General features: G+C 65.8%; 22 protein-coding genes. 7 read left to right on the forward strand and 15 right to left on the reverse strand.

Annotation, left to right across the window (positions count from 1 at the left end; translation table 11 throughout):
* Positions 1–47: 47 nt before the first annotated feature.
* Both A6F65_RS10000 and A6F65_RS10005 read left to right on the forward strand, forming a co-directional pair.
* Entirely contained in the window at positions 48–2,774 is a 2,727-nt protein-coding gene (locus A6F65_RS10000) for an ATP-dependent DNA helicase (protein WP_067788326.1), read from the forward strand.
* Positions 2,771–3,304 (forward strand): SixA phosphatase family protein, encoded by a 534-nt coding sequence (locus A6F65_RS10005; RefSeq protein WP_067788328.1) that lies wholly within the window; start codon positions 2,771–2,773, stop codon positions 3,302–3,304. Before A6F65_RS10000 ends, A6F65_RS10005 begins: the two co-directional genes overlap by 4 nt.
* A gap of 7 nt (positions 3,305–3,311) precedes the next feature.
* Here A6F65_RS10005 and A6F65_RS10010 read toward each other — a convergent pair whose 3' ends face one another.
* From A6F65_RS10010 to rpmF, 5 genes are read right to left on the reverse strand one after another with little or no spacing between them, the layout of a single operon-like run.
* Positions 3,312–3,713: a MerR family transcriptional regulator gene (locus A6F65_RS10010; RefSeq protein ID WP_067788330.1), complete on the reverse strand. Its 402-nt coding sequence runs from the start codon at positions 3,711–3,713 to the stop codon at positions 3,312–3,314.
* Positions 3,710–4,072 carry an integration host factor subunit alpha gene (locus tag A6F65_RS10015; protein WP_257784271.1) on the reverse strand — a complete coding sequence of 121 codons (363 nt, stop codon included), beginning with the start codon at positions 4,070–4,072 and terminating at the stop codon, positions 3,710–3,712. Before A6F65_RS10015 ends, A6F65_RS10010 begins: the two co-directional genes overlap by 4 nt.
* Positions 4,073–4,114: 42 nt before the next feature.
* On the reverse strand, positions 4,115–5,080 hold the full coding sequence (locus A6F65_RS10020) for a beta-ketoacyl-ACP synthase III (RefSeq protein WP_067788334.1): 966 nt from the start codon (positions 5,078–5,080) through the stop codon (positions 4,115–4,117).
* A complete protein-coding gene (plsX, locus tag A6F65_RS10025) occupies positions 5,077–6,141 on the reverse strand; it encodes a phosphate acyltransferase PlsX (protein ID WP_067788336.1) in 1,065 nt (354 codons plus the stop codon). Before plsX ends, A6F65_RS10020 begins: the two co-directional genes overlap by 4 nt.
* 28 nt (positions 6,142–6,169) lie before the next feature.
* The gene (gene rpmF / locus A6F65_RS12730; RefSeq protein ID WP_083989435.1) at positions 6,170–6,352 is read right to left on the reverse strand and encodes a 50S ribosomal protein L32; all 183 of its coding nucleotides are present in this window, start codon (positions 6,350–6,352) and stop codon (positions 6,170–6,172) included.
* A gap of 189 nt (positions 6,353–6,541) precedes the next feature.
* On the opposite strand from rpmF, the gene A6F65_RS10030 reads away from it, so the two are divergent.
* Positions 6,542–6,997: an MAPEG family protein gene (locus A6F65_RS10030; protein WP_067788338.1), complete on the forward strand. Its 456-nt coding sequence runs from the start codon at positions 6,542–6,544 to the stop codon at positions 6,995–6,997.
* Positions 6,998–7,000: 3 nt separating this feature from the next.
* Here the strand turns inward: A6F65_RS10030 and A6F65_RS10035 are convergent, their stop codons facing one another.
* A complete protein-coding gene (locus tag A6F65_RS10035) occupies positions 7,001–7,666 on the reverse strand; it encodes an MBL fold metallo-hydrolase (RefSeq protein WP_269465809.1) in 666 nt (221 codons plus the stop codon).
* Between A6F65_RS10035 and A6F65_RS10040 the strand changes: the two genes are divergently transcribed.
* Positions 7,665–8,282, forward strand: a complete 618-nt coding sequence (locus tag A6F65_RS10040; protein WP_335645320.1) for an O-acetyl-ADP-ribose deacetylase — start codon at positions 7,665–7,667, stop codon at positions 8,280–8,282. The two genes, A6F65_RS10035 and A6F65_RS10040, sit on opposite strands and share 2 nt — an antisense overlap.
* Here A6F65_RS10040 and A6F65_RS10045 read toward each other — a convergent pair.
* On the reverse strand, positions 8,279–8,947 hold the full coding sequence (locus tag A6F65_RS10045) for a S24 family peptidase (RefSeq protein ID WP_067788340.1): 669 nt from the start codon (positions 8,945–8,947) through the stop codon (positions 8,279–8,281). The genes A6F65_RS10040 and A6F65_RS10045 overlap by 4 nt on opposite strands.
* Positions 8,948–9,080: 133 nt before the next feature.
* Here A6F65_RS10045 and A6F65_RS10050 point away from each other — a divergent pair, with 133 nt between their 5' ends.
* Both A6F65_RS10050 and A6F65_RS10055 read left to right on the forward strand, forming a co-directional pair.
* Positions 9,081–9,269 (forward strand): hypothetical protein, encoded by a 189-nt coding sequence (locus A6F65_RS10050; protein ID WP_067788342.1) that lies wholly within the window; start codon positions 9,081–9,083, stop codon positions 9,267–9,269.
* Positions 9,259–9,621: a hypothetical protein gene (locus tag A6F65_RS10055; RefSeq protein WP_067788344.1), complete on the forward strand. Its 363-nt coding sequence runs from the start codon at positions 9,259–9,261 to the stop codon at positions 9,619–9,621. Before A6F65_RS10050 ends, A6F65_RS10055 begins: the two co-directional genes overlap by 11 nt.
* A 155-nt stretch (positions 9,622–9,776) precedes the next feature.
* Here the strand turns inward: A6F65_RS10055 and A6F65_RS10060 are convergent, their stop codons facing one another.
* From A6F65_RS10060 to A6F65_RS10090, 8 genes are all read right to left on the reverse strand, one after another.
* On the reverse strand, positions 9,777–10,133 hold the full coding sequence (locus A6F65_RS10060) for a hypothetical protein (protein ID WP_067788346.1): 357 nt from the start codon (positions 10,131–10,133) through the stop codon (positions 9,777–9,779).
* 28 nt (positions 10,134–10,161) lie between these two features.
* Positions 10,162–11,604 (reverse strand): cysteine--tRNA ligase, encoded by a 1,443-nt coding sequence (cysS, locus tag A6F65_RS10065; protein WP_067788347.1) that lies wholly within the window; start codon positions 11,602–11,604, stop codon positions 10,162–10,164.
* A 151-nt stretch (positions 11,605–11,755) separates the two neighbouring features.
* Entirely contained in the window at positions 11,756–12,151 is a 396-nt protein-coding gene (locus A6F65_RS10070; RefSeq protein ID WP_067788349.1) for a VOC family protein, read from the reverse strand.
* 118 nt (positions 12,152–12,269) lie between these two features.
* A complete protein-coding gene (locus A6F65_RS12935) occupies positions 12,270–12,581 on the reverse strand; it encodes a hypothetical protein (protein WP_157093114.1) in 312 nt (103 codons plus the stop codon).
* Entirely contained in the window at positions 12,581–14,401 is a 1,821-nt protein-coding gene (gene cobT / locus A6F65_RS10075; protein WP_067788351.1) for a cobaltochelatase subunit CobT, read from the reverse strand. The genes A6F65_RS12935 and cobT overlap by 1 nt, the downstream gene beginning before the upstream one ends.
* A gap of 51 nt (positions 14,402–14,452) precedes the next feature.
* Positions 14,453–15,115 carry a hypothetical protein gene (locus A6F65_RS10080; protein ID WP_067788354.1) on the reverse strand — a complete coding sequence of 221 codons (663 nt, stop codon included), beginning with the start codon at positions 15,113–15,115 and terminating at the stop codon, positions 14,453–14,455.
* Between the two features lie 93 nt (positions 15,116–15,208).
* Positions 15,209–15,709 (reverse strand): hypothetical protein, encoded by a 501-nt coding sequence (locus tag A6F65_RS10085; protein WP_067788356.1) that lies wholly within the window; start codon positions 15,707–15,709, stop codon positions 15,209–15,211.
* A gap of 4 nt (positions 15,710–15,713) precedes the next feature.
* Complete coding sequence (locus A6F65_RS10090) at positions 15,714–16,424, reverse strand: DUF4197 family protein (protein WP_067788359.1); 711 nt, start codon at positions 16,422–16,424, stop codon at positions 15,714–15,716.
* A 68-nt stretch (positions 16,425–16,492) separates the two neighbouring features.
* On the opposite strand from A6F65_RS10090, the gene A6F65_RS10095 reads away from it, so the two are divergent.
* Positions 16,493–18,658: a primosomal protein N' gene (locus A6F65_RS10095; RefSeq protein WP_067788361.1), complete on the forward strand. Its 2,166-nt coding sequence runs from the start codon at positions 16,493–16,495 to the stop codon at positions 18,656–18,658.
* The last annotated feature ends 15 nt before the right edge of the window (positions 18,659–18,673 follow it).

Genomic DNA, 18,673 nt, shown 5'->3' on the forward strand with positions numbered 1-18,673 from the left:
GGGGCGCGCCGTTTACTTTTCGTTCTCCCTTCCCATAGTGGGCAGACATGCTCGCCGCACTCCCCCTTCCCGCCATCCATGCCAGCCATGCCGGCACCTGGCTGCGCGAGGCGAATGGCGAGACGCGCAGCTGCGGCAAGGGCGCGGCGGTCAATGCCGCGGCCGATACGCCGCTGCTTGTGCTGAACGCGCCGCTGGTGGCCACCCGGCTCGGCTATCCGGACCTCAGCGGGCTGGACCTGCTGGAGCTGTACGCCTTCGTCCATCCCGCCAAGTTCGTCGTGCCCACGCCCAAGGGGCTGGCGCAGGCGCTAGACCTGCCGGAAGCGGAAGGCGACGCGGATGTGCCGCTGCTGCTGCAACGCGCGGCCTCGCGCCTGCTGGAACATTGCGAGGCGGAAGACTGGGAGGAGCGGGAGGGCGCATGGTCCTCGCTCCAGTCGCTAGGCCGCATGCGCTGGCCCTGGGCGCAGGTCATCGCGCCGCATGTCCGCAAGCCGGACCGGGCGGAGAAGTGGCTTTTTTCCACCCTGCCCGAATGGGAAGAAGCGCCAGACCGCCCTCAGCCCGCGCAGGTTGCGATGGACGAAAAGGCCATCGAGGGCCGGCTGGAGCAGCTGACGGGCAAAGGGGCAGAACGGCGCGAGGGGCAGCAGTTCTATGCGCGCGAGGCGGGCCGCGTCTTCGCGCCGCGCGGCGAAAAGGGCCGCCCGCATCTCCTGCTGGCACAGGCCGGGACCGGGATCGGCAAGACATTGGGCTACCTTGCCCCGGCAAATTTGTGGAGCGAGCTATCACAGGGCACGGTCTGGGTCAGCACTTACACCAAGAACCTCCAGCGCCAGCTGCGCGGTGAAAGCGCGCGGGCGTGGCCGGAACGGCGCGCGGACGGATCGCGCCCCGTTGTCGTGCGCAAGGGGCGGGAGAATTACCTCTGCCTGCTGAATCTGGAGGATGCGCTGCAGGGCGGCTTCGGCGGCCGTGCGGCGATCCTGGCGCAGCTGGTGGCGCGCTGGGCGGCCTATACGCAGGATGGCGACATGATCGGCGGGGACCTGCCCGGCTGGCTGGGCACGCTGTTCCGCAGCCGCGCGATCCGCAGCCTGACAGACCAGCGCGGCGAATGCGTCTATGCCGGGTGCCCGCATTACCGCAAATGCTTCATCGAACGCGCCCAGCGGGCGAGCGCGCAAGCGGACCTGGTTATCGCCAACCATGCGCTGGTGATGGTCAACGCGGCGCGCGGAAGGGATCATGCGCAGCGCCCGACGCGCATCGTGTTCGACGAGGGACACCATGTCTTCGACGCCGCCGACAGCACATTTTCCGCCGCTCTAACGGGGGCGGAGGCGATCGAGCTGAAGCGCTGGATCATGGGGCCGGAACGAGGCAGCAAGGGCCGCAGGCGCGGGCTGGCAGCGCGGCTGGCCGATGTTTCCGGCTATGACGAGGAAGGCGGCGATGCAGTCGCCGCAGCCATCGAGGCGGCAGAGGCCCTGCCCGGCGAAGGCTGGATGCAACGCCTGATCGAAGGCATCCCGTCGGGCCCGATCGAGGAACTGCTCGGCGCGGTCCGCTCGCTGACCTATGCGCGCGATGAGAGCGGGCAGGAGGCGGGCTACGGTATCGAGACCGAGGCCGCGCAGCTCGAAGGCAATTTCGTGGAACTGGCGCAGCAGGCGGCGGACGCGCTGGCCGCAATCCGCCAGCCACTGATGAAGCTCTCCGTGCGGCTGGAAAAGCTGTTCGAGGACGGGCCGGACTGGCTCGACGCGCAGGGCCGCGCGCGGATCGAAGGGGCACGCTACGCGCTCGGCTGGCGGATCGACACCATTGCTGCGTGGGAAGCGCTGCTGGACCGGCTGGGTGGCCCGGCGGACCCGGACTTCGTGGACTGGCTGGCGGTCGACCGCAGCGACGCGCGCGAATTCGACATCGGCATCCACCGCCATTTCCTCGACCCGATGAAACCGTTCGCCAAGGTGGTGCTGGAACCCTCGCACGGAGTGATGCTGACCAGCGCCACACTGCGCGATGCGGACGACTGGACCGAGGCCGTGGCCCGCTCCGGCGCAAACCATCTCGATAACGAGCCGCTGCTGGCGGCGGCGGAAAGCCCATTCGATTACGCCAACCGCGCCGAAGTCCTGATTGTCACCGATGTGAAGAAAGGCGATCTTGCGGGCCTGGCAGGCGCCTATGCCCGCGTGATCGAGGCCTGCGGCGGCGGCGTGCTGGGGCTGTTCACCGCAATCCGCCGACTGCGCGCGGTGCACGGACGCATCGCGGACCGCTTGGCGCGCGAAGGCCTGCCGCTTTACGCCCAGCATGTGGACCCGATCGACACGGGCACGCTGGTGGACATCTTCCGCGACGATCCGCGCGCCAGCCTTCTGGGCACCGACGCCCTGCGCGATGGCGTGGACGTGCCGGGCGAGAGCCTTCGCTGCGTGGTCATGGAGCAGGTGCCCTGGCCCAAGCCCAGCATCCTTCACCGCGCGCGGCGCGCGGCCAATGGCGGCGGCGCTTATGACGACCGGATCATCCGTGCCCGGCTGGCGCAGGCCTTCGGGCGGCTGATCCGCAGCAAGGAGGACAAGGGCCATTTCATCGTAATGTCGCCCGCTTTCCCCAGCCGACTTCTCACCGCATTCCCGCCCGGCACGCCGGTGCTGCGCCTTCCGCTTGCGGAGGCCCTAGACCGCGTGGCATTGGGGATCGGCGCGCCCGATCCCGAACGCGCCGCGAGTCTCGAAGGAGAGCAGACCGGATGAAACGCCTCGGCCTCCTGCGCCATGCCAAGTCGGACTGGGACGATATCGCCAAGCGTGATTTCGACCGCGGGCTGAACGATCGCGGGCGCCGCGGGGCGAAGCTGATCGGGGAGCATATTCGCGATTACGGCCTCAAGTGGGACAGCATCCGCGCCAGCACCGCCGCGCGCGTGCGCCAGACGCTGGAAGGTGCCGCGCTGGCGCCAGAGCCGCACTTCTCCGACGAGCTTTACCTTGCCGACAGCCCCACCATCTTCGCCATCGCCGCAGCGGAAGACGACGCGGTCACCAATCTGCTGGTCGCGGCGCACAATCCTGGGCTGCACGAGATGGTCTTCCGCCTGGTCGACAGCGAATCGGAAGATGCCAAGTTCGATGCGCTGGCAGACAAGTTCCCCACCGCGACTTACGCCGTGTTCGAGCTTTCGATCGAAAAGTGGGAAGACATCGGGCCGGGATGCGGCAGGCTGATCCATTTCGCCCGCCCGCGCGATCTCGATCCGGAACTGGGCCCAATCGGCGGCCGGTAAGCGGCGCTCAGGCCTCCAGCGCGGCGGCCAGCCGGGCGCGGATGGCCTTCAGCTGCACCAGCATTTCAGATGATCCGCCCGCTTCGGCAGGCTCCTTCGCCGGCGCAGCACTCAGCGGCGCGTCGGCCAGCCCGTCATCCGTATGCAGCGCCTGCTTCGCACCTTTCAGCGTATAACCCTCGGCATTCACCAGCCGGTCTATCCGCTGGATCAGGGCGACATCGTCCTTGCGGTAATAGCGCCGCCCGCCGCTGCGCTTCAGCGGATCGAGCATGGGGAATTGCTGTTCCCAATACCGCAACACATGCGGCTTCAGGCCGAGTGCGGCGGCAACTTCGCCAATCGTACGCAGCGCATCGTCCGCCTTGCCGTCATTGAAGACGGGCGCGGATACGCCGGCCCTGCTCACGCGGCGGCGACCCTGTCTTTCAGTTTCTTGCTGGCGCGGAAAGTCAGCACGCGGCGCGATGTGATGGGCACTTCGACGCCGGTCTTGGGATTGCGGCCGATCCGTTCCTTCTTGTCCCGCAGGACAAAGGTGCCGAAGCCGGAAATCTTGACGTTTTCACCATCAACCATAGCGTCGCACATCTTGTCGAGGATCGATTCCACGAGCGCGAGGCTTTCGGCGCGGGAGAAACCGAGCTTGCGGTTCACGCTGTCCGCCAGATCGGCGCGGGTAAGGGTTCCTACAGAACGCATCATGGTCGAGCGGTACTCCGTTTCGGTGCGACCCTTTGGGTACGTTGTAACGAATGGACGGAAAATCTCAAGGTTCCAAGGTTTTCCGCGCGTTTCCGGTGGAAATTATCAGGTGCGAAGCAGGCTGGCGCCCCAGGTGAAGCCCCCGCCCATCGCTTCCAGCACCACCAGCTGGCCCGGCTTGATCCGTCCGTCCTTGCGCGCAACGTCGTAAGCCAGGGGTACGGACGCGGCGGATGTGTTGGCATGCTGGTCCACCGTGACCACCACCTTTTCGGGCGGCAGTTTCAGCTTCTTCGCCGTGGCATCGAGGATGCGCATATTGGCCTGGTGCGGCACGACCCAGTCGACATCGCCCGGCGTCAGGCCGACATTCTCCAGCACCTCGTTCATCACGCCTGCCAGATTGCCCACAGCATGGCGAAAGACCTCGCGGCCCTTCATGCGCAGCATGCCTACATCGCCCGTGGTGGACGGCCCGCCATCCACATAAAGCAGGTCGATATGGTCGCCATCGGCGTGCAGCTTGTTGGCCAGTATGCCCGGGCCATCCTCCGCCACCTCTTCGGAGCGCAGCACGAATGCGCCGGCCCCGTCGCCGAACAGCACGCAGGTCGCGCGGTCTTCCCAGTCCAGGATGCGGCTGAAGGTTTCCGCGCCGATCACCAGCGCGCATTTTGCCATGCCGCTGCGCATCATGCTGTCCGCCGTCGCCAGCGCATAGAGAAAGCCGGAGCACACGGCCTGCACATCGAAGGCGATGCCCCCATTGCAGCCCAGTGCGGCCTGCACGCGCGTGGCGGTGGCGGGGAATGTCTGGTCCGGCGTGGCCGTGGCCAGCACGATCAGGTCCACCTCGCCCGCATCGATCCCGGCATCGGCCAGCGCAGCACGCGCCGCTTCGGTCGCCAGTGAGGAGGTCGTTTCGCCCTCCCCCGCAATATATCGCTGGGTGATGCCCGTGCGCTCGCGAATCCATTCGTCGCTGGTGTCGACGGTTTCGGCCAGCATGGCATTGGTGACGCAGCGCGCCGGCAGGGCGGAGCCGGTGCCTTTCAGGACCGAACGGATCACGTAGCGTCCTTGTGCGCGGCCTTGGCGGCCTGGCGCAAGTTCGCCTCGCCCAGTTCGGCCAGGTCGGATGCAATGCGCTCCGTCAGCTTGGCTTCCACGAGGCGCGCGGCGACGGCGACGGCATTGGCCACGCCCTTCTCATTTGCGCTGCCGTGGGATTTCACGACCACACCGTTCAGGCCCAGGAAGACCGCGCCATTGTGGTTGTTGGGATCGAGATGGTGTCGCAGCAGCTCCGTCGCCGGGCGGCTGACAAGGAAGCCGAACTTGCTGCGCAGGCTGGAGCGGAAGGCGTTCTTGAGCAGGTCCGTCACGAAGCGCGCGGAACCTTCGATGGCCTTCAGCGCGATATTGCCGGAGAAACCGTCGGACACGACCACGTCCACATTGCCGCGGTTGATCTGGTCCGCTTCCACGAAGCCGTCGAACGCCATGGCAAGGCCGCGTGCGGCGCGCAGCATCACGGCTGCTTCCTGCACCTGGTCCGTGCCCTTGATCTCTTCCGTGCCGATGTTCAACAGCCGCACGCGCGGGGCGCCGCTGCCTTCCACGATGCGCGAATAGGCCGCGCCCATGATGGCGAACTGCACCAAATTGCGGGCATCGCATTCGGTGTTGGCGCCAAGGTCCAGCATGATCACGTCATGCTCTTCCAGTGTGGGGAGGAGCGCGGCCAGCGCGGGCCGGTCGATCCCCGGCATGGTGCGCAGGGCCAGCTTGCTCATCGCCATCAGCGCGCCAGTATTGCCAGCAGAGACGGCGGCCCCGGCATCGCCCGCCTTCACGGCGTTGATGGCCAGCCCCATGCTGGTGGTCTTGGCACGGCGAAGCGCCTGGGTCGGCTTCTCGTCACCGCCCACCACATCCTCGCAGTGCAGGATTTCGGACGCGCTGGCGAGGCCGGGATGATCATCCAGTGCACGCTTGATGCGATCCTGGTCGCCGACCAGCAGGAAACGGAAGTTCTCGTGGCGATGACGGGCCAAAGCTGCGCCCGAAACCATCACGCGCACGCCCTCATCACCGCCCATCGCATCGATGGCGATACGCGGCAGGCTCATGCGCTATCTCCCGTTATCGGGTGGAAGTTCAGATGCCCTTGGGGGCGAGAACTTCGCGGCCGTTGTAGAAACCGCAAGCAGGGCACAGATTGTGCGGACGCTTGAGTTCGCCGCAGTTCGAGCATTCGTGGAATGCTTCGACCTTCAGCGAATCGTGTGCCCGGCGATTGCCCCGGCGATGCGGCGATACTTTTCTCTTAGGGACAGCCATTGCGGCACCTGTTCCTTGAATTTCAAATTGTTCGACTGCCGCCCTAGACGCGCCCTTGCCCTTGCGCAAGCAAAGGGGCCGGGACCGGCAGGATGCGGTGAAGGCGCGCGCTATACAGAATTTCAGCGGGCTTGCAAGCGATGCGAGGGCTGTTACGCCAAGGGCGCAAATTCGAGGGGACTACCGAAGATGATTCTACCCGCCACACTGACAGTCGCCTCCGGCGCAGCGCTTATCACCATCTGGCACATGGCGCGGATCGGGCGGATGCGGCTGGATACGAAGACCCTGCACGGCGATGGCGGGAATGAACTGCTGCAACGCCGCATGCGCGCTCAGCTGAACTTCGTGGAAAGCGCCCCCTTCGTGCTGGCGTTGCTCGCTGTCCTCGAAATTGCCGGCAAGGGCGGGCTGTGGCTGCTGATCATCGGTATCGTGTACCTGATGGGCCGCGTGGCGCACGCCATCGGCATGGACGGCGATTATCCGCACAGGGGCCGGCAGGCCGGTACGATGATCACCATGGCGACGCTGCTGATCCTTGCGGGCGCGGGCCTGTGGCTGACGGTCAGCCATGAACCCAGCTCTCCGCTGGAAGTGATCGAGGAAGCAGCCGGGGCCGAACCGCACGCGGACGCGGAGTAAGCCTCAGCCGCGCGCCATCACGGCGTCGCCCACGAAGGGGTTGCTGGCACGCTCCTGGCCGAAGGTGCTGGTGGAGCCGTGCCCGGGTACGAAGGTTACCCCGTCGCCCAGCGGCCACAGCTTCTGCGTGATCGCATCCAGCAGGTCCTGGTGATTGCCCATCGGGAAATCGGTTCGCCCGATGCTGCCCTGGAACAGCACGTCACCAACGAAGGCAAACTGCGCGTCGCGGTGGAAGAACACGACGTGGCCGGGCGTGTGGCCGGGGCAATGCAGCACTTCGAGAGTTTGCTCGCCCACGGTCACCGTGTCGCCATCGACCAGCCAGCGCGTGGGCTCGAAGGTCTTGCATTCCATCTGGAAGCGCAGGCCATCGTCCTCCAGCCGTGAAATCCAGAAGCGGTCGTCCTCGTGCGGGCCCTCGATCGGGATGTCCAGCTCCGCAGCCAACATTCCCGCCTGCCCGCAATGGTCCGCGTGGCCATGGGTCAGCAGGATCTTCTCCAGCGTGACGCCCGCCTTCTCCACTGCGGCCTTCAGCTTCTCCAGCTCCCCGCCCGGATCGACCAGCGCCCCGCGCATCGTCTTCGTGCACCACACCAGCGAACAGTTCTGCTGGAACGGCGTGACGGGAATTATAGCTGCGCGGATGGAGGGGGCTTGTGTCATGGCGCGGGAGGTGGCGCGTCGCCTCCCAAGAATCAAGCTAGCGCTTAACGCGTCATTTCCGCTGCGCTACGCACTCGGCATGACAAAACCGAGCCAGCAGATCATCGAAGTTGTTACAGGCAACATCGTCGAATGCGACGTCGATGCCATCGTTAATGCGGCAAACTCATCCCTGCTTGGCGGCGGAGGCGTCGATGGGGCGATCCACAAGGCTGCCGGGCCAGACCTCGTGCATGAATGCCGCCTGCTGGGTGGTTGCAAGACCGGACAAGCGAAGATCACGTCCGGCTACAGGCTCAAGGCGCGCCATATCATCCATACAGTCGGGCCCGTCTGGCAAGGCGGGGACAAAGGCGAGCGAGAATTGCTTGCCGCCTGTCACGAGAAATCCCTGCAACTCGCGCAGCAACACGGGCTGCGCAGCATTGCATTTCCGGCCATATCGACGGGCCGGTTCAAGTTTCCACTCTCGGAAGCGGCACGGGTCGCGGTCGAGACGGTGAGGCAGTTCATCCGCGACAATCCGGTCGCGCTGGACCGGGTGCTGTTCATAGGGTTCGACGAAGCGACCAGCCAACACTTCCGCGAGGCAGTCTGGTCAGCCGGGCAAGGCTAAACCCGCCCGCCCTTCCACACCACACGCCCGATCACCTCGACATCCTCCGCCGCGACTTCCATCGGGGGGTAGGCCATGTTCTGGCTGAGCAGGTGCAGGCGGCCGGGCGGGCCGGATTGCAGGCGCTTGACGTGGAGCACGTCGCCCAGGCGCAGGACGTAGATGCCATCGCGCAACGGCCCCTTGCGGGTGTCGACAAGGATCTCGTCTCCCGCGCGTAAGGTCGGCTCCATCGAATCGCCCATCACCGTGATGGCGGATAGCTGCGCGCCCTTCAGGCCCTGCTCGGCAAGCCAGCGTTCGGAGAAGCGGAAGGTGTCGTAAGCGGCCTCGCCTGCGGCGACCGTCCCTGGACCGGCGCTGGCATCGACGGCAAGGCGCGGCACGTCGACCCAGCCCGTGCTGAGGCGAGGAGCAATCCGATCCGAAATGGAGGATTTTTCCCCCGTCGCGCCCAGCTCCGCCTCCGCCACGCCGAAGAATTCCGCCAGCTTTCGGCGATCCTGCTCCTCCAGCTTACGCGGGCTGCCCTTGCGGACAAACTGCTGCAAATATGTGGGGTTACGGCCAATCAGCCGGGACAGGGCGGCAAGCGAGACGCGCTGCGCCTCGGCCAGTTCGACCAGCCGGGCACGGCCATTGTCGGGTTCGGAAGCGTTTACCATTAAATTTCCTATAGCATAGGATTTTTCCTAGACAAGTAGGATTTCAAGCGCAACGAGTCGGGTCATCGGGGCGACTCGCCCCCGCTCGAACCGAACCGTCATCGCCCTGCCCACCCGCAAAGGAGGTCGCCCAATGCTCATCCGGAAGATCGAAGTCTTCCTGCGCCGAACCGGCATGCCCGCCACGAAATTTGGCCGCCTGGCCACGCGCGATCCGCGCTTCGTGCTGGACCTGCGCAATGGCCGCCTGCCCCGCCGCGCAACGGAAGAACGGGTGGAACATTTCATGAACAGATACCGGGAAGAAACCCATGCATATTGATCCAGCCGTCGTCCCTCCGCCCGTCCGCCGGAGGCCCCGCCGCAGCGCGGGCGAACGTCTGCGCGAGGCACTGATCTTCCTCGCGGGCAACCGCGCCCGAGTGGAGAGCCATACCGAGCGCAGCTGGGCCAGCATCACCTTTGCCGGCACGCGCCACCGCCTGGTGTTGGTATTCGAAGGCGCGGAAGCCTGCGAAGCGGGCGAGAGCTTCATCGCCTTCCTGCCCGATCACGAATTCGCCATCCCCGGCCAGCTGGTGGCCGATGCCGCCGTGGTTGAAGTCGATCACACGATCGCGCCCGATCCTGCGATGCGGGTGACGTGCGAACTGCTGATGCTGGAGGAGGATTGAGGCGTACGCGCCTGGCTTCGTCCACTTCGCGCCGCTAGGCTCTCTTCGTTCGCCAAGCTCTGCTTCCCCTCCCGCAAGCGGGAGGGGTTTGCGAGACTTGGCGGCGCGCAGCGGCGCCTAGTCGCAGCGGGGTGGGCGAAGTGGAGCGCACCGCCTTAGCTGCGCCAGGCCATCCATGCCGCCGCCGCCAGAACGGGCAAGCCCGCCAGGTCCACTAGCGCGATTGTCCTGAGGGTCGGCGGGCTGCCATTGCTGAAATACAGCGCGAGGAAAGCCAGCATGCTGATGGCCGTCAGGACGCTGGCGAGGCGGCGCACCTGCGGATCCCAAAGCGCCCAGAGGCAGGCGATCACAATTACGGCGAACAGTGCTGCGCGGTGTTGCATCAGCAGGAACAGAGGGTCGCCCGCAGGCAAGCCGTAGAGCGTAGTGAGCAATTGCGGCCGGAAGAATGCCGCAGCGGGCATCGCATGGATCAGCGCCAATACGGCCCACAGCAGCTTCGCAATCATCCCTCGTCTCCCATTGACGGACCCGACCTCAGCCCAGTTTCCATTCCCAGCCGAGCGGGTCGCCGTCCATGACCTCCACGCCCATCGCGGCCAGTTCGTCGCGCAAGGCATCGGAGGTGGCGAAGTCCTTCTCCGCCCGCGCGGCCTTGCGACGGGCGAGCGCGTCTTCGATTTCGGCTTCGGTTGTGGTCGCGGATTTGGGGCGGATGCGCAGGTCCTCGCGTTTCAGCTCCAGCAGGCCAAGGCCAAGTACGCTGTCCATGCGCTCCACCACGGAGCGCTTGATGCCGGCATCGACTTTCTTCACTGCCAGCGCCTCTTCCAGCGCGGTCAGGGCGATGGGCGTGCCAAGATCGTCGCCGATCGCCGCGTCGAATTTTTCGAGTAGCGCGGTAAATTTCGGATGGTCCGGCGTGCCGGTTTCGACATCGCGCAGCCGCTCCGCCTGCATCACCATCCGCTTCAGCCGCACCAGCGCGGCCTCCAGCCCGTCCCAGCTGAACTCCAGCTCGCTGCGGTAATGCGCCTGCAGGCACATCATGCGGTAAGCGAGCGGGTGGTAGCCCTTGTCGATCAGCAGCTGGAGGCGGAGGAACTCGCCCGACGACTTGCTCATCTTGCCCGATCGTTCGACCAGGAAATTGTTGTGCATCCACACACGCGCGCCGGAATTGGCAACTTCGCCTAAACCACCGCACCCGCAGAAGGCCTGGTTCTGCGCGATCTCGTTGGGGTGGTGGATCTCGCGGTGGTCGATACCGCCGGTATGGATGTCGAAGGGGAAGCCGAGCAGCTTGCCGCTCATCACGCTGCATTCCAGGTGCCAGCCGGGCGCGCCCTTGCCCCAGGGGCTGTCCCATTCCATCTGCCGCGTCTCGCCCGCAGGGGTCTTGCGCCAGATGGCGAAGTCCTGCGGATTGCGCTTGCCGTTCACGGCACCGATGCGGCCTTCCCCGTCCTCCGTCACCGCGCGGGCCAGCCGCCCGTAATCCTCCACGGTTGAGACATCGAAATAGAGGCCGCTCTCAAGCTCGTAACAATGCCGCCCGGCAATGCTCTTCGCGAAGTCGATCATCTCCGCGATGTAATCGGTGGCGACGGACCATTCGGCGGGCTGCCGGATGTTCAGCGCCTTCACGTCCGCCCAATACGCCTCGGTATAATGGCGCGCGATGTCCCAAATGGACTGGGCTTTCTCCGCCGCCATCTTCTCCATCTTGTCCTCGCCGCTATCGGCATCGTCGGTCAGGTGGCCGACATCGGTGATGTTGATGACATGGGTGAGCTTGTAGCCCTTCCAGCTCAACGTCCGCCCAAGGATATCCGCGAAGACATAGGCGCGCATATTGCCGATATGCGGGTAATTGTAGACCGTCGGCCCGCACGTATAGACCCGCGCCTCGCCATCATGGACGGGCCGGAAATCCTCGACCTGCCGGGTGAGGGAATTGAAGAGGCGGAGGTTGGTCATGCTGCAGGCGCATTGGCCGCAGGAGGCCCTGCCGGTCAACCGTGAGTTAGCGTGAGGCCGCTATTCGCTATCGCCCTGCCAAGTGGACTTCGCCCGCACCCTGGGCCGTGCGTAACCACACCCTCCCACCAGAGCAAAGCGCGGCGCAACGTCACTCAGGGCGCGGGAAGTGCTGGTCCACGAGGATTGCGTTGCCATCCGGATCGGTGATCACGAAGCTGCCGATGCCAGTGCCTGCGGGATCGGTCTTGTCGGCGAATTCCATGCCTTCTGCTTCCAACTGCGACTGCAGCTCGCGGACGTCGGTGAAGCTGCCGAGCGGCTTTCCTGCAGCGAAGGATTCTGCCGTATTCTCAAGGCCGGGATTGAACGTCAGGATATTGTTTTCGAACATGCCCTGGAAGAGGCCGATCATGGTCCCACCGTTGACCAGTATGGCGTAATGATCATCGCCCCCGGTCCGCTGGAAGCCCAGCTTCTCGTAAAAGGACTGCGATTTTGCCAGGTCCTTGACTGCAAGGCTGATCGAAAATGCTCCCAATTGCATGATTTCTCCCTTTCTTGTTTTCACTCCACCTCGAACAAATTCGCCTGAGCCTCGCCATCATGGACGGACCGGAAATCCTCGACCTGCCGGGTGAGGGAATTGAAGAGGCGGAGGTTGGTCATGATTGTCGGTCTTTTATGATCTCTGCAGTCGGCACTCCGACTCGCTGAGCCACTTGGTGCCAGTGCAGCTCTGGGTCTTCGAGAGCGTAGATCCTTTTATGATCGACGTATCTAGAATAGCGTTCTGGATCTTCTTGCTTTAGATACTGGGCGAATGCGTATTCTGCCTCACGGTCACGTACAGAATGTTCATAGGCTGCTCGATCGGCAAAATGACGCGAAATTGCCCAAAAAAGAGCGCCGACTATCACCACCCATCCAATAATTCTGGCTAGCGTGTCGATAAAAGCGAGCAGGTCTCCTACCATCACTCCACCTCGAACAGATCCGCCAGCTGCTCGATGATCGTGCCGCCTAGCTGCTCCACGTCCATGATCGTCACCGCGCGCTTGTAATAGCGGGTCACGTCGTGGCCGATGCCGATGGCGACGAGCTGGACGGGGCTCTGCTTCTCGATCCACTCGATCACCTTGCGCAGGTGCATTTCGAGGTAACCGGCGCTGTTCACGCTCAGCGTGCTGTCGTCCACCGGGGCGCCATCTGAGATAACCATCAGGATGCGGCGATCCTCCGGGCGGGCGAGCAGGCGGGTGTGCGCCCATAGCAGCGCCTCCCCGTCGATATTCTCCTTCAGCAGCCCTTCGCGCATCATCAGGCCAAGGCTCCGGCGCGCGCGGCGCATGGGCTCGTCCGCCTTCTTGTAGATGATGTGGCGCAGGTCGTTCAAGCGGCCGGGGCCCTGGGGCTTGCCGTCGGAGAGCCATTTCTCGCGGCTTTGCCCGCCCTTCCACGCGCGGGTGGTAAAGCCGAGGATTTCCACCTTCACGCCGCAGCGTTCCAGCGTGCGGGCCATGATGTCCGCGCTGATCGCCGCAATGCTGATGGGCCGCCCGCGCATGGACCCGGAATTGTCGATCAGCAGGGTGACGACCGTGTCCTTGAAGTCCTGTTCCTGCTCCACCTTGTAGCTCAGCGAGTGCCCGGGGCTGATGACCACGCGGGCGAGGCGGGCGGCGTCCAGCAGGCCTTCTTCCTGGTCGAAATCCCAGCTGCGGTTCTGCTGCGCCATCAGGCGGCGCTGGAGGCGGTTGGCAAGGCGGGTTACGATGCCCTGCAGGCCGGTCAGCTGGCTGTCGAGATAGGCGCGCAGCCGGTCCAGCTCCTCCGCGTCGCACAGCTCGCTGGCTTCGACCACTTCGTCGAACGCCTGTGTGAAAGGCTGGTAATCGAAGCTGTCAGGCACGTCGGTCCACTGGCGGTTCGGGCGCACGGGCATCATGCCCTCGTCCCCGTCCTCGCCCGGATCGCCGTCATTCATGTCCTGCTCGGACAGGCTGTCCTCGTCCTCGTCGCCCCCGTCGGATTCGCCCATCTCGGCGCGCATTTCCTGCTCGGACGTCTCGCCCGCATCCTGCTCGCCGGTGTCCTGGTCGGTGTCCTGCTCGTCCGGCGAATCCTCGTCGAGATCGAGGCCGTCCTCGGGCTCTTCCGGCGGGGCTTCCGGGGCGATGAGTTCCAGGTGGCGCAGCATGTCCACGCTCAGCGACTGGAACGCCTCCTGGTCGTCCACCATGCCCGCCAGCCGCTCGAAATCGTCACCCGTGCGGCTTTCCACGAATTCGCGCACCATCTCCACGCCGGCCTTGCCCGCATCGGGGATCGGTTGGCCGGTCAGCGCCTCGCGCAGCATCAGGCCGAGCGCGGTCTCCAGCGGCACATCCTCGCTGCCGGTGGCGCGGGAGATCGGGTCGGCGCGGGTGCGCAGGTCGATGGCACTGGCGAGGTTCTCGCGCATGCCGGTGAAATTCTTCTCGCCCAGCGCCTCGTAGCGGACACGCTCGATCGTCTCGTACACCGCGCGCGCTAGCGGCTCGCCGGGCATGCCCTTGCGGTGCAGCGAGGCGTCATGGTGGCGCAGGCGAAGGCTGAAGCTGTCGGCAAATCCGCGGGCCTGCCTGGCAGCCTCGGGCGGCAGGTTGCGGCCCGGCGCGGGTACGCGCAGCAGCTTGCCACTGGCGGACGGCGTATCGGCGGTGAAGTTCACCTCCGCCTCCGCCTCTCGCGAAACGGCGCGCGCCGCCGCGGTCAGCGCGGTCTTGAAACGGTCCTGCGGGGATTCATCGGCCATTGCTGCGCGCTATAGCAGGGCATTGGCGCAGGGCCAGTGGCTGTTCGCCAATCAGTCACCCAGCACGTTGTCCAGCGCCTGTTCCGCCCGCTCAAGGCTGCGTTCGTCCGAGCCCGTTCCCCGGCGGTAGGAGCAAGTGGTTCCTCCACTTGCGTTCTTTACGCAGCCACTGCGCGTGCGCGAGACCGTGCCGTCGGCATTCTGCGTGGTAGTTTGCCGGACGCGGTAGCGCTCGTCCGGATCGACGCTTTCGCGGTTCGTGACGCGTGGTTTCGAGGATGGCCCGAAGCTGATGGACCGCTGCGGCCGGCTGTCCCCGTCCGTCAAGCCAGCGCTCCGCTGCCGGTCCTGCCACCTGCGACAGGCGACTGCGTCATCGAAACTCAGCTCGATCGGGGGCTTTGCACATGTCTGCGCCATCTGGCGCTCGCGTTCGCAAAAGGCGGCGTCCGCCTGATCTGCCGGGGCCGCCGGCAGCTTGCTGCAGTCGACCGCGGACCGGGAGAAGTCGTAATCGACGCCGAAATCCAAGTCCGGGTCGACAGGCTTATCGCCATCCTGCCCGCCGATCGTCCAGCTTTCATCCATGACCACTACAGGCTGGTCGTGGGTCTGGGTCTGGGCCTGGGTCTGGGTCTGGGCCTGGGCCTGGGCCTGGGCCTGGGTCGGCGCCAAGACAGCCAAGTTGGCCAAAAGAAACGATACAGTCCGCATGCCGGAACTCCCCAATCGCGCGCCATCGCGCCCGCAGGAGTCTGCGCCCGGAGGCCTGTCATCACAAATGACAAATACTGTCAGGCGAGTGCCCTAATCGCGGCGGAAGGGATCGTCGGAACGGTTCTGGGTGCGGTTGCTGCCCGTGGCGCGCACGGTGAAGGTGCACGATGTGCCGTCCTGCTTCCAGACGCAGGGATTGGGCGTGCCGGTGCGGGCCTTTTCGTCCGAATAGCCCTCGAACACGCGCTGCTGCTCGTACAGCACCTCGCTCTCCGCGCGGGGGCGGAATTCCGGGGCGAGGCAGGGGTTGGTCTGGGCTGCGGGCTTCACATCGTCGGGGACGGAGGGGCCGTAGCTTGGCCCGGTCCGCCGGGGAGCCTCGTTCACGACACCGTCGCGGCAGGCGGCGGGCAGGTCGACGCCGGCAGTCTCCGGCTTGACGCGCAGGGGCAGCGTCACCGCCTCCTCAACGCCCGCGTTCATGCTGCCTGCGGGCATCTGCGCGGCGGGTGCATCGTCGGCCGCTTCCTGTGCGGAAACGGGCGCGGCAACCACCGAAACAAGCGCAAGACCCAGCAGGTATGGGCGCATGGAATTATCCCCCGAGCAGACCTGCACCACCGAATACACCGATAATTGTGGGATCGCCAGTGGCTTGCGGATTGGCGCGAATGGCGGCTTCCTCCACGCCCATTTCGGTCCAGATCGCCGTGTCGATATTGCCAGCGAAGCGGTCTGCCACACCCGCCACATCGAGCCCGGAAATCAGCGACAGTGCCTGGCCCACCAGCGGTTCACGGCTCAGGCGCATGGCATCGGCCAGCTCTGGCACCATGGCCTCCACCAGCGATACGCCCATGTTCTCACGCAGGAAGCCGGTGGCCGCTGTCGGGCCGCCGCGCACAAGGGCAATGGCGTTCTGCAGGCCGATGACGCGGATCGTATCCGCCACCACGGGCGCTACGTTATAGGCTGCTTCGGCCGCAAAGCCGCTGAAGGCGTCTGCCAGCCGGTCGCGGAAGATGGCGCTGGTCAGGATGCTGCCCAGGATATCGCCGCGCAGTCCCAGCATGTTGCCAAGGCCGACATCGGCCACGACACCGTCCCAGTAACCGCCCGGCTCCACCAGCCGCGCAAAGGCGCGTTCGCTGGAGAGGTACAGCAGGCGGCGGATCGCATCGGTAAAGCTCAGTGGCCCGCCAAGGCCTGCGCAGCCCGGCAGGGCGATCGCACTCGCTCCCAGCAGCGCGCCACCGGCGGTGTTGCGCAGGAAATTGCGGCGACCGATCAGGATTTCTTGCGACATATTCACTCTCCATTTCCATGCGGCGCTTGGACACCGGCACAGGCCCGACCATATAGACACAGCTTCACATGAACCGCGTCCGACTCCTCATCTTCAATGCCGCGCTCGGCCCGCTGGATTACCGCGTGCCCGATGGCATGCAGGTGGTGCCCGGCAGCGTGGTCAGCGCCCCGCTGGGCCCCCGGCAAATCATCGGCATTGTCTGGGAGGCTGAACGCCTGCCGGGTGAGGCTGTTCCGGATGCCAAGCTGCGCCCGATCCTGGACGTGCTGCCCGTGCCGCCCCTGCGGGGGGAACTGCGCCGCCTGATCGAATGGACGGCGGATTACTATTGCGCGCCCATCGCCCATGTCGCGCGCATGGTGCTGGCCAGCGGCGGGGCACTGAAGGGCCCCGCCACCATGACCGAATACCGCCTGTCCGGCGGCCTGCCCGAACGCATGACGCCCAAGCGCGAACTGGCCATGGCGGCGCTGGAAGGCGAGCAGGCAACCATCCGCGAGCTGGCCGAGACGGCCGGCGTGTCCGACGCCGTGCTGCGCGGTCTGGTCAACCAGGGCGTGCTGGAGCCGGTGGAGGTCGATTGCGACCGCCCCTACCCCCAGGCGCGCGCCGACCATGACGAGCCGGTGCTGGAGGAAAGCCAGGTGGAGGCAGCCGGAACCTTCGTGGAGGCCGTGACTGCAAGGCAGTTCGCGCCCTTCCTGCTCGACGGCGTCACCGGGTCCGGCAAGACCGAAGTCTATTTCGAGGCCGTGGCAGAGGCGCTGCGGCTGGGGCGGCAGGTGCTGGTCCTGCTGCCCGAAATCGCGCTGACTGAAAACTTCCTGCGCCGGTTCGAGGAGCGCTTCGGCGCGCCGCCCGTCACATGGCATTCAAGCCTGAAATCGACCGAGCGGCGCCGCGCATGGCGAGCCATCGCCACCGGACATGCGCAGGTGGTGGTCGGCGCCCGCTCTGCCCTATTCCTGCCCTATGCGAACCTCGGCCTGGTGGTGGTGGACGAAGCGCATGAGGTCAGCTTCAAGCAGGATGACGGCGTGCGCTACAACGCCCGCGACGTGGCCGTGATGCGCGCCCGGTTCGAGAAGATCCCCGTCATCCTGGCCAGTGCCACGCCCGCGCTGGAGAGCCTGCAGATGGCCGAAAGCGGCATCTACACCCGCGTGGAGCTCGCCAGCCGGTACGGCGGGGCGACGCTGCCGGATATCTCGCTGGTGGACCTGACGGAAGAGAAGCCGGAGCGCGGGCGCTGGCTCGCTCCGCGGCTGGCCAAGGAAATGGAGGCAAGGCTGGAGCGCGGCGAACAGTCGCTGCTGTTCCTCAACCGCCGCGGTTACGCCCCGCTGACGCTATGCCGGAATTGCGGCTTCCGCTTCCAGTGCAGCAATTGCAGCGCCTGGCTGGTGGAGCACCGCTTCACGCAGAAACTCGCCTGCCACCATTGCGGGCACGAGGAAGCGCCGCCCGCGACCTGCCCCGATTGCGGGGAGCCGGATTGCATGGTCGCGTGCGGCCCCGGCGTGGAGCGCATCGCGGATGAGGTGGCCGAGATTTTGCCCGAGGCGCGCGTGGCCGTGGTCACCAGCGACACGCTCAATTCTCCCGAACGCGCGGCGCAATTCGTGGCGCAGGCGGAAGGCGGCGCGATCGACGTCATCGTGGGCACGCAGCTGGTCACCAAGGGGTTTCACTTCCCCGAACTGACGCTGGTGGGCGTGGTCGATGCGGACCTGGGGCTGGAAGGCGGGGACTTGCGCGCAGCAGAGCGCACGTACCAGCAGGTGGCGCAGGTGGCCGGGCGCGCAGGTCGCGGTTCTAAGCCAGGCGAGGTTCTGATCCAGACCCGCCATCCCGATGCGCCGGTCATCGCCGCGCTGGCGAATGGCGACCGCGATGCCTTTTACGAGGCCGAGACAGAGGCACGGCGCGATGCCGGTGCGCCGCCCTTCGGCCGCTGGGCCGCCATCATCGTGTCGAGCGAGGACGAGGCGGAAGCGCGCGATGCTGCTCGTGCCATTGGCGGCACGCGGCCTGACCTTGCCGATATCGCGGTGCTCGGCCCGGCGCCCGCCCCCATGGCGCTGCTGCGCGGCCGGTACCGCTATCGCCTGCTGCTGAACGCCCGGCGCAGCGCGGAATTGCAGGACGTAATCCGCAAATGGCTCGGCGCGTTGGATTTCCCGCGCGGCGTGCGTGTGCATGTGGACGTGGATCCCTACAGCTTCGTGTGACATCGCTGCTTGCAA

Origin of the sequence: Paraurantiacibacter namhicola (genome assembly GCF_001687545.1) — a bacterium.
In the GTDB taxonomy this organism is placed as follows: Bacteria; Pseudomonadota; Alphaproteobacteria; order Sphingomonadales; family Sphingomonadaceae; genus Paraurantiacibacter; species Paraurantiacibacter namhicola.

What these genes read in the sequence shown, in the direction of transcription:
- A6F65_RS10000 (WP_067788326.1), top strand. Translation starts at nt 48, where the DNA reads ATGCTCGCCGCACTCCCCCTTCCCGCCATCCATGCCAGCCATGCCGGC.
- A6F65_RS10005 (WP_067788328.1), top strand. Translation starts at nt 2,771, where the DNA reads ATGAAACGCCTCGGCCTCCTGCGCCATGCCAAGTCGGACTGGGACGAT.
- plsX (WP_067788336.1), bottom strand. Translation starts at nt 6,141, where the DNA reads ATGAGCCTGCCGCGTATCGCCATCGATGCGATGGGCGGTGATGAGGGC.
- rpmF (WP_083989435.1), bottom strand. Translation starts at nt 6,352, where the DNA reads ATGGCTGTCCCTAAGAGAAAAGTATCGCCGCATCGCCGGGGCAATCGC.
- A6F65_RS10030 (WP_067788338.1), top strand. Translation starts at nt 6,542, where the DNA reads ATGATTCTACCCGCCACACTGACAGTCGCCTCCGGCGCAGCGCTTATC.
- A6F65_RS10040 (WP_335645320.1), top strand. Translation starts at nt 7,665, where the DNA reads ATGGCGCGGGAGGTGGCGCGTCGCCTCCCAAGAATCAAGCTAGCGCTT.
- A6F65_RS10035 (WP_269465809.1), bottom strand. Translation starts at nt 7,666, where the DNA reads ATGACACAAGCCCCCTCCATCCGCGCAGCTATAATTCCCGTCACGCCG.
- A6F65_RS10045 (WP_067788340.1), bottom strand. Translation starts at nt 8,947, where the DNA reads ATGGTAAACGCTTCCGAACCCGACAATGGCCGTGCCCGGCTGGTCGAA.
- A6F65_RS10050 (WP_067788342.1), top strand. Translation starts at nt 9,081, where the DNA reads ATGCTCATCCGGAAGATCGAAGTCTTCCTGCGCCGAACCGGCATGCCC.
- A6F65_RS10055 (WP_067788344.1), top strand. Translation starts at nt 9,259, where the DNA reads ATGCATATTGATCCAGCCGTCGTCCCTCCGCCCGTCCGCCGGAGGCCC.
- A6F65_RS10060 (WP_067788346.1), bottom strand. Translation starts at nt 10,133, where the DNA reads ATGATTGCGAAGCTGCTGTGGGCCGTATTGGCGCTGATCCATGCGATG.
- cysS (WP_067788347.1), bottom strand. Translation starts at nt 11,604, where the DNA reads ATGACCAACCTCCGCCTCTTCAATTCCCTCACCCGGCAGGTCGAGGAT.
- A6F65_RS10070 (WP_067788349.1), bottom strand. Translation starts at nt 12,151, where the DNA reads ATGCAATTGGGAGCATTTTCGATCAGCCTTGCAGTCAAGGACCTGGCA.
- A6F65_RS12935 (WP_157093114.1), bottom strand. Translation starts at nt 12,581, where the DNA reads ATGGTAGGAGACCTGCTCGCTTTTATCGACACGCTAGCCAGAATTATT.
- cobT (WP_067788351.1), bottom strand. Translation starts at nt 14,401, where the DNA reads ATGGCCGATGAATCCCCGCAGGACCGTTTCAAGACCGCGCTGACCGCG.
- A6F65_RS10080 (WP_067788354.1), bottom strand. Translation starts at nt 15,115, where the DNA reads ATGCGGACTGTATCGTTTCTTTTGGCCAACTTGGCTGTCTTGGCGCCG.
- A6F65_RS10085 (WP_067788356.1), bottom strand. Translation starts at nt 15,709, where the DNA reads ATGCGCCCATACCTGCTGGGTCTTGCGCTTGTTTCGGTGGTTGCCGCG.
- A6F65_RS10090 (WP_067788359.1), bottom strand. Translation starts at nt 16,424, where the DNA reads ATGTCGCAAGAAATCCTGATCGGTCGCCGCAATTTCCTGCGCAACACC.
- A6F65_RS10095 (WP_067788361.1), top strand. Translation starts at nt 16,493, where the DNA reads ATGAACCGCGTCCGACTCCTCATCTTCAATGCCGCGCTCGGCCCGCTG.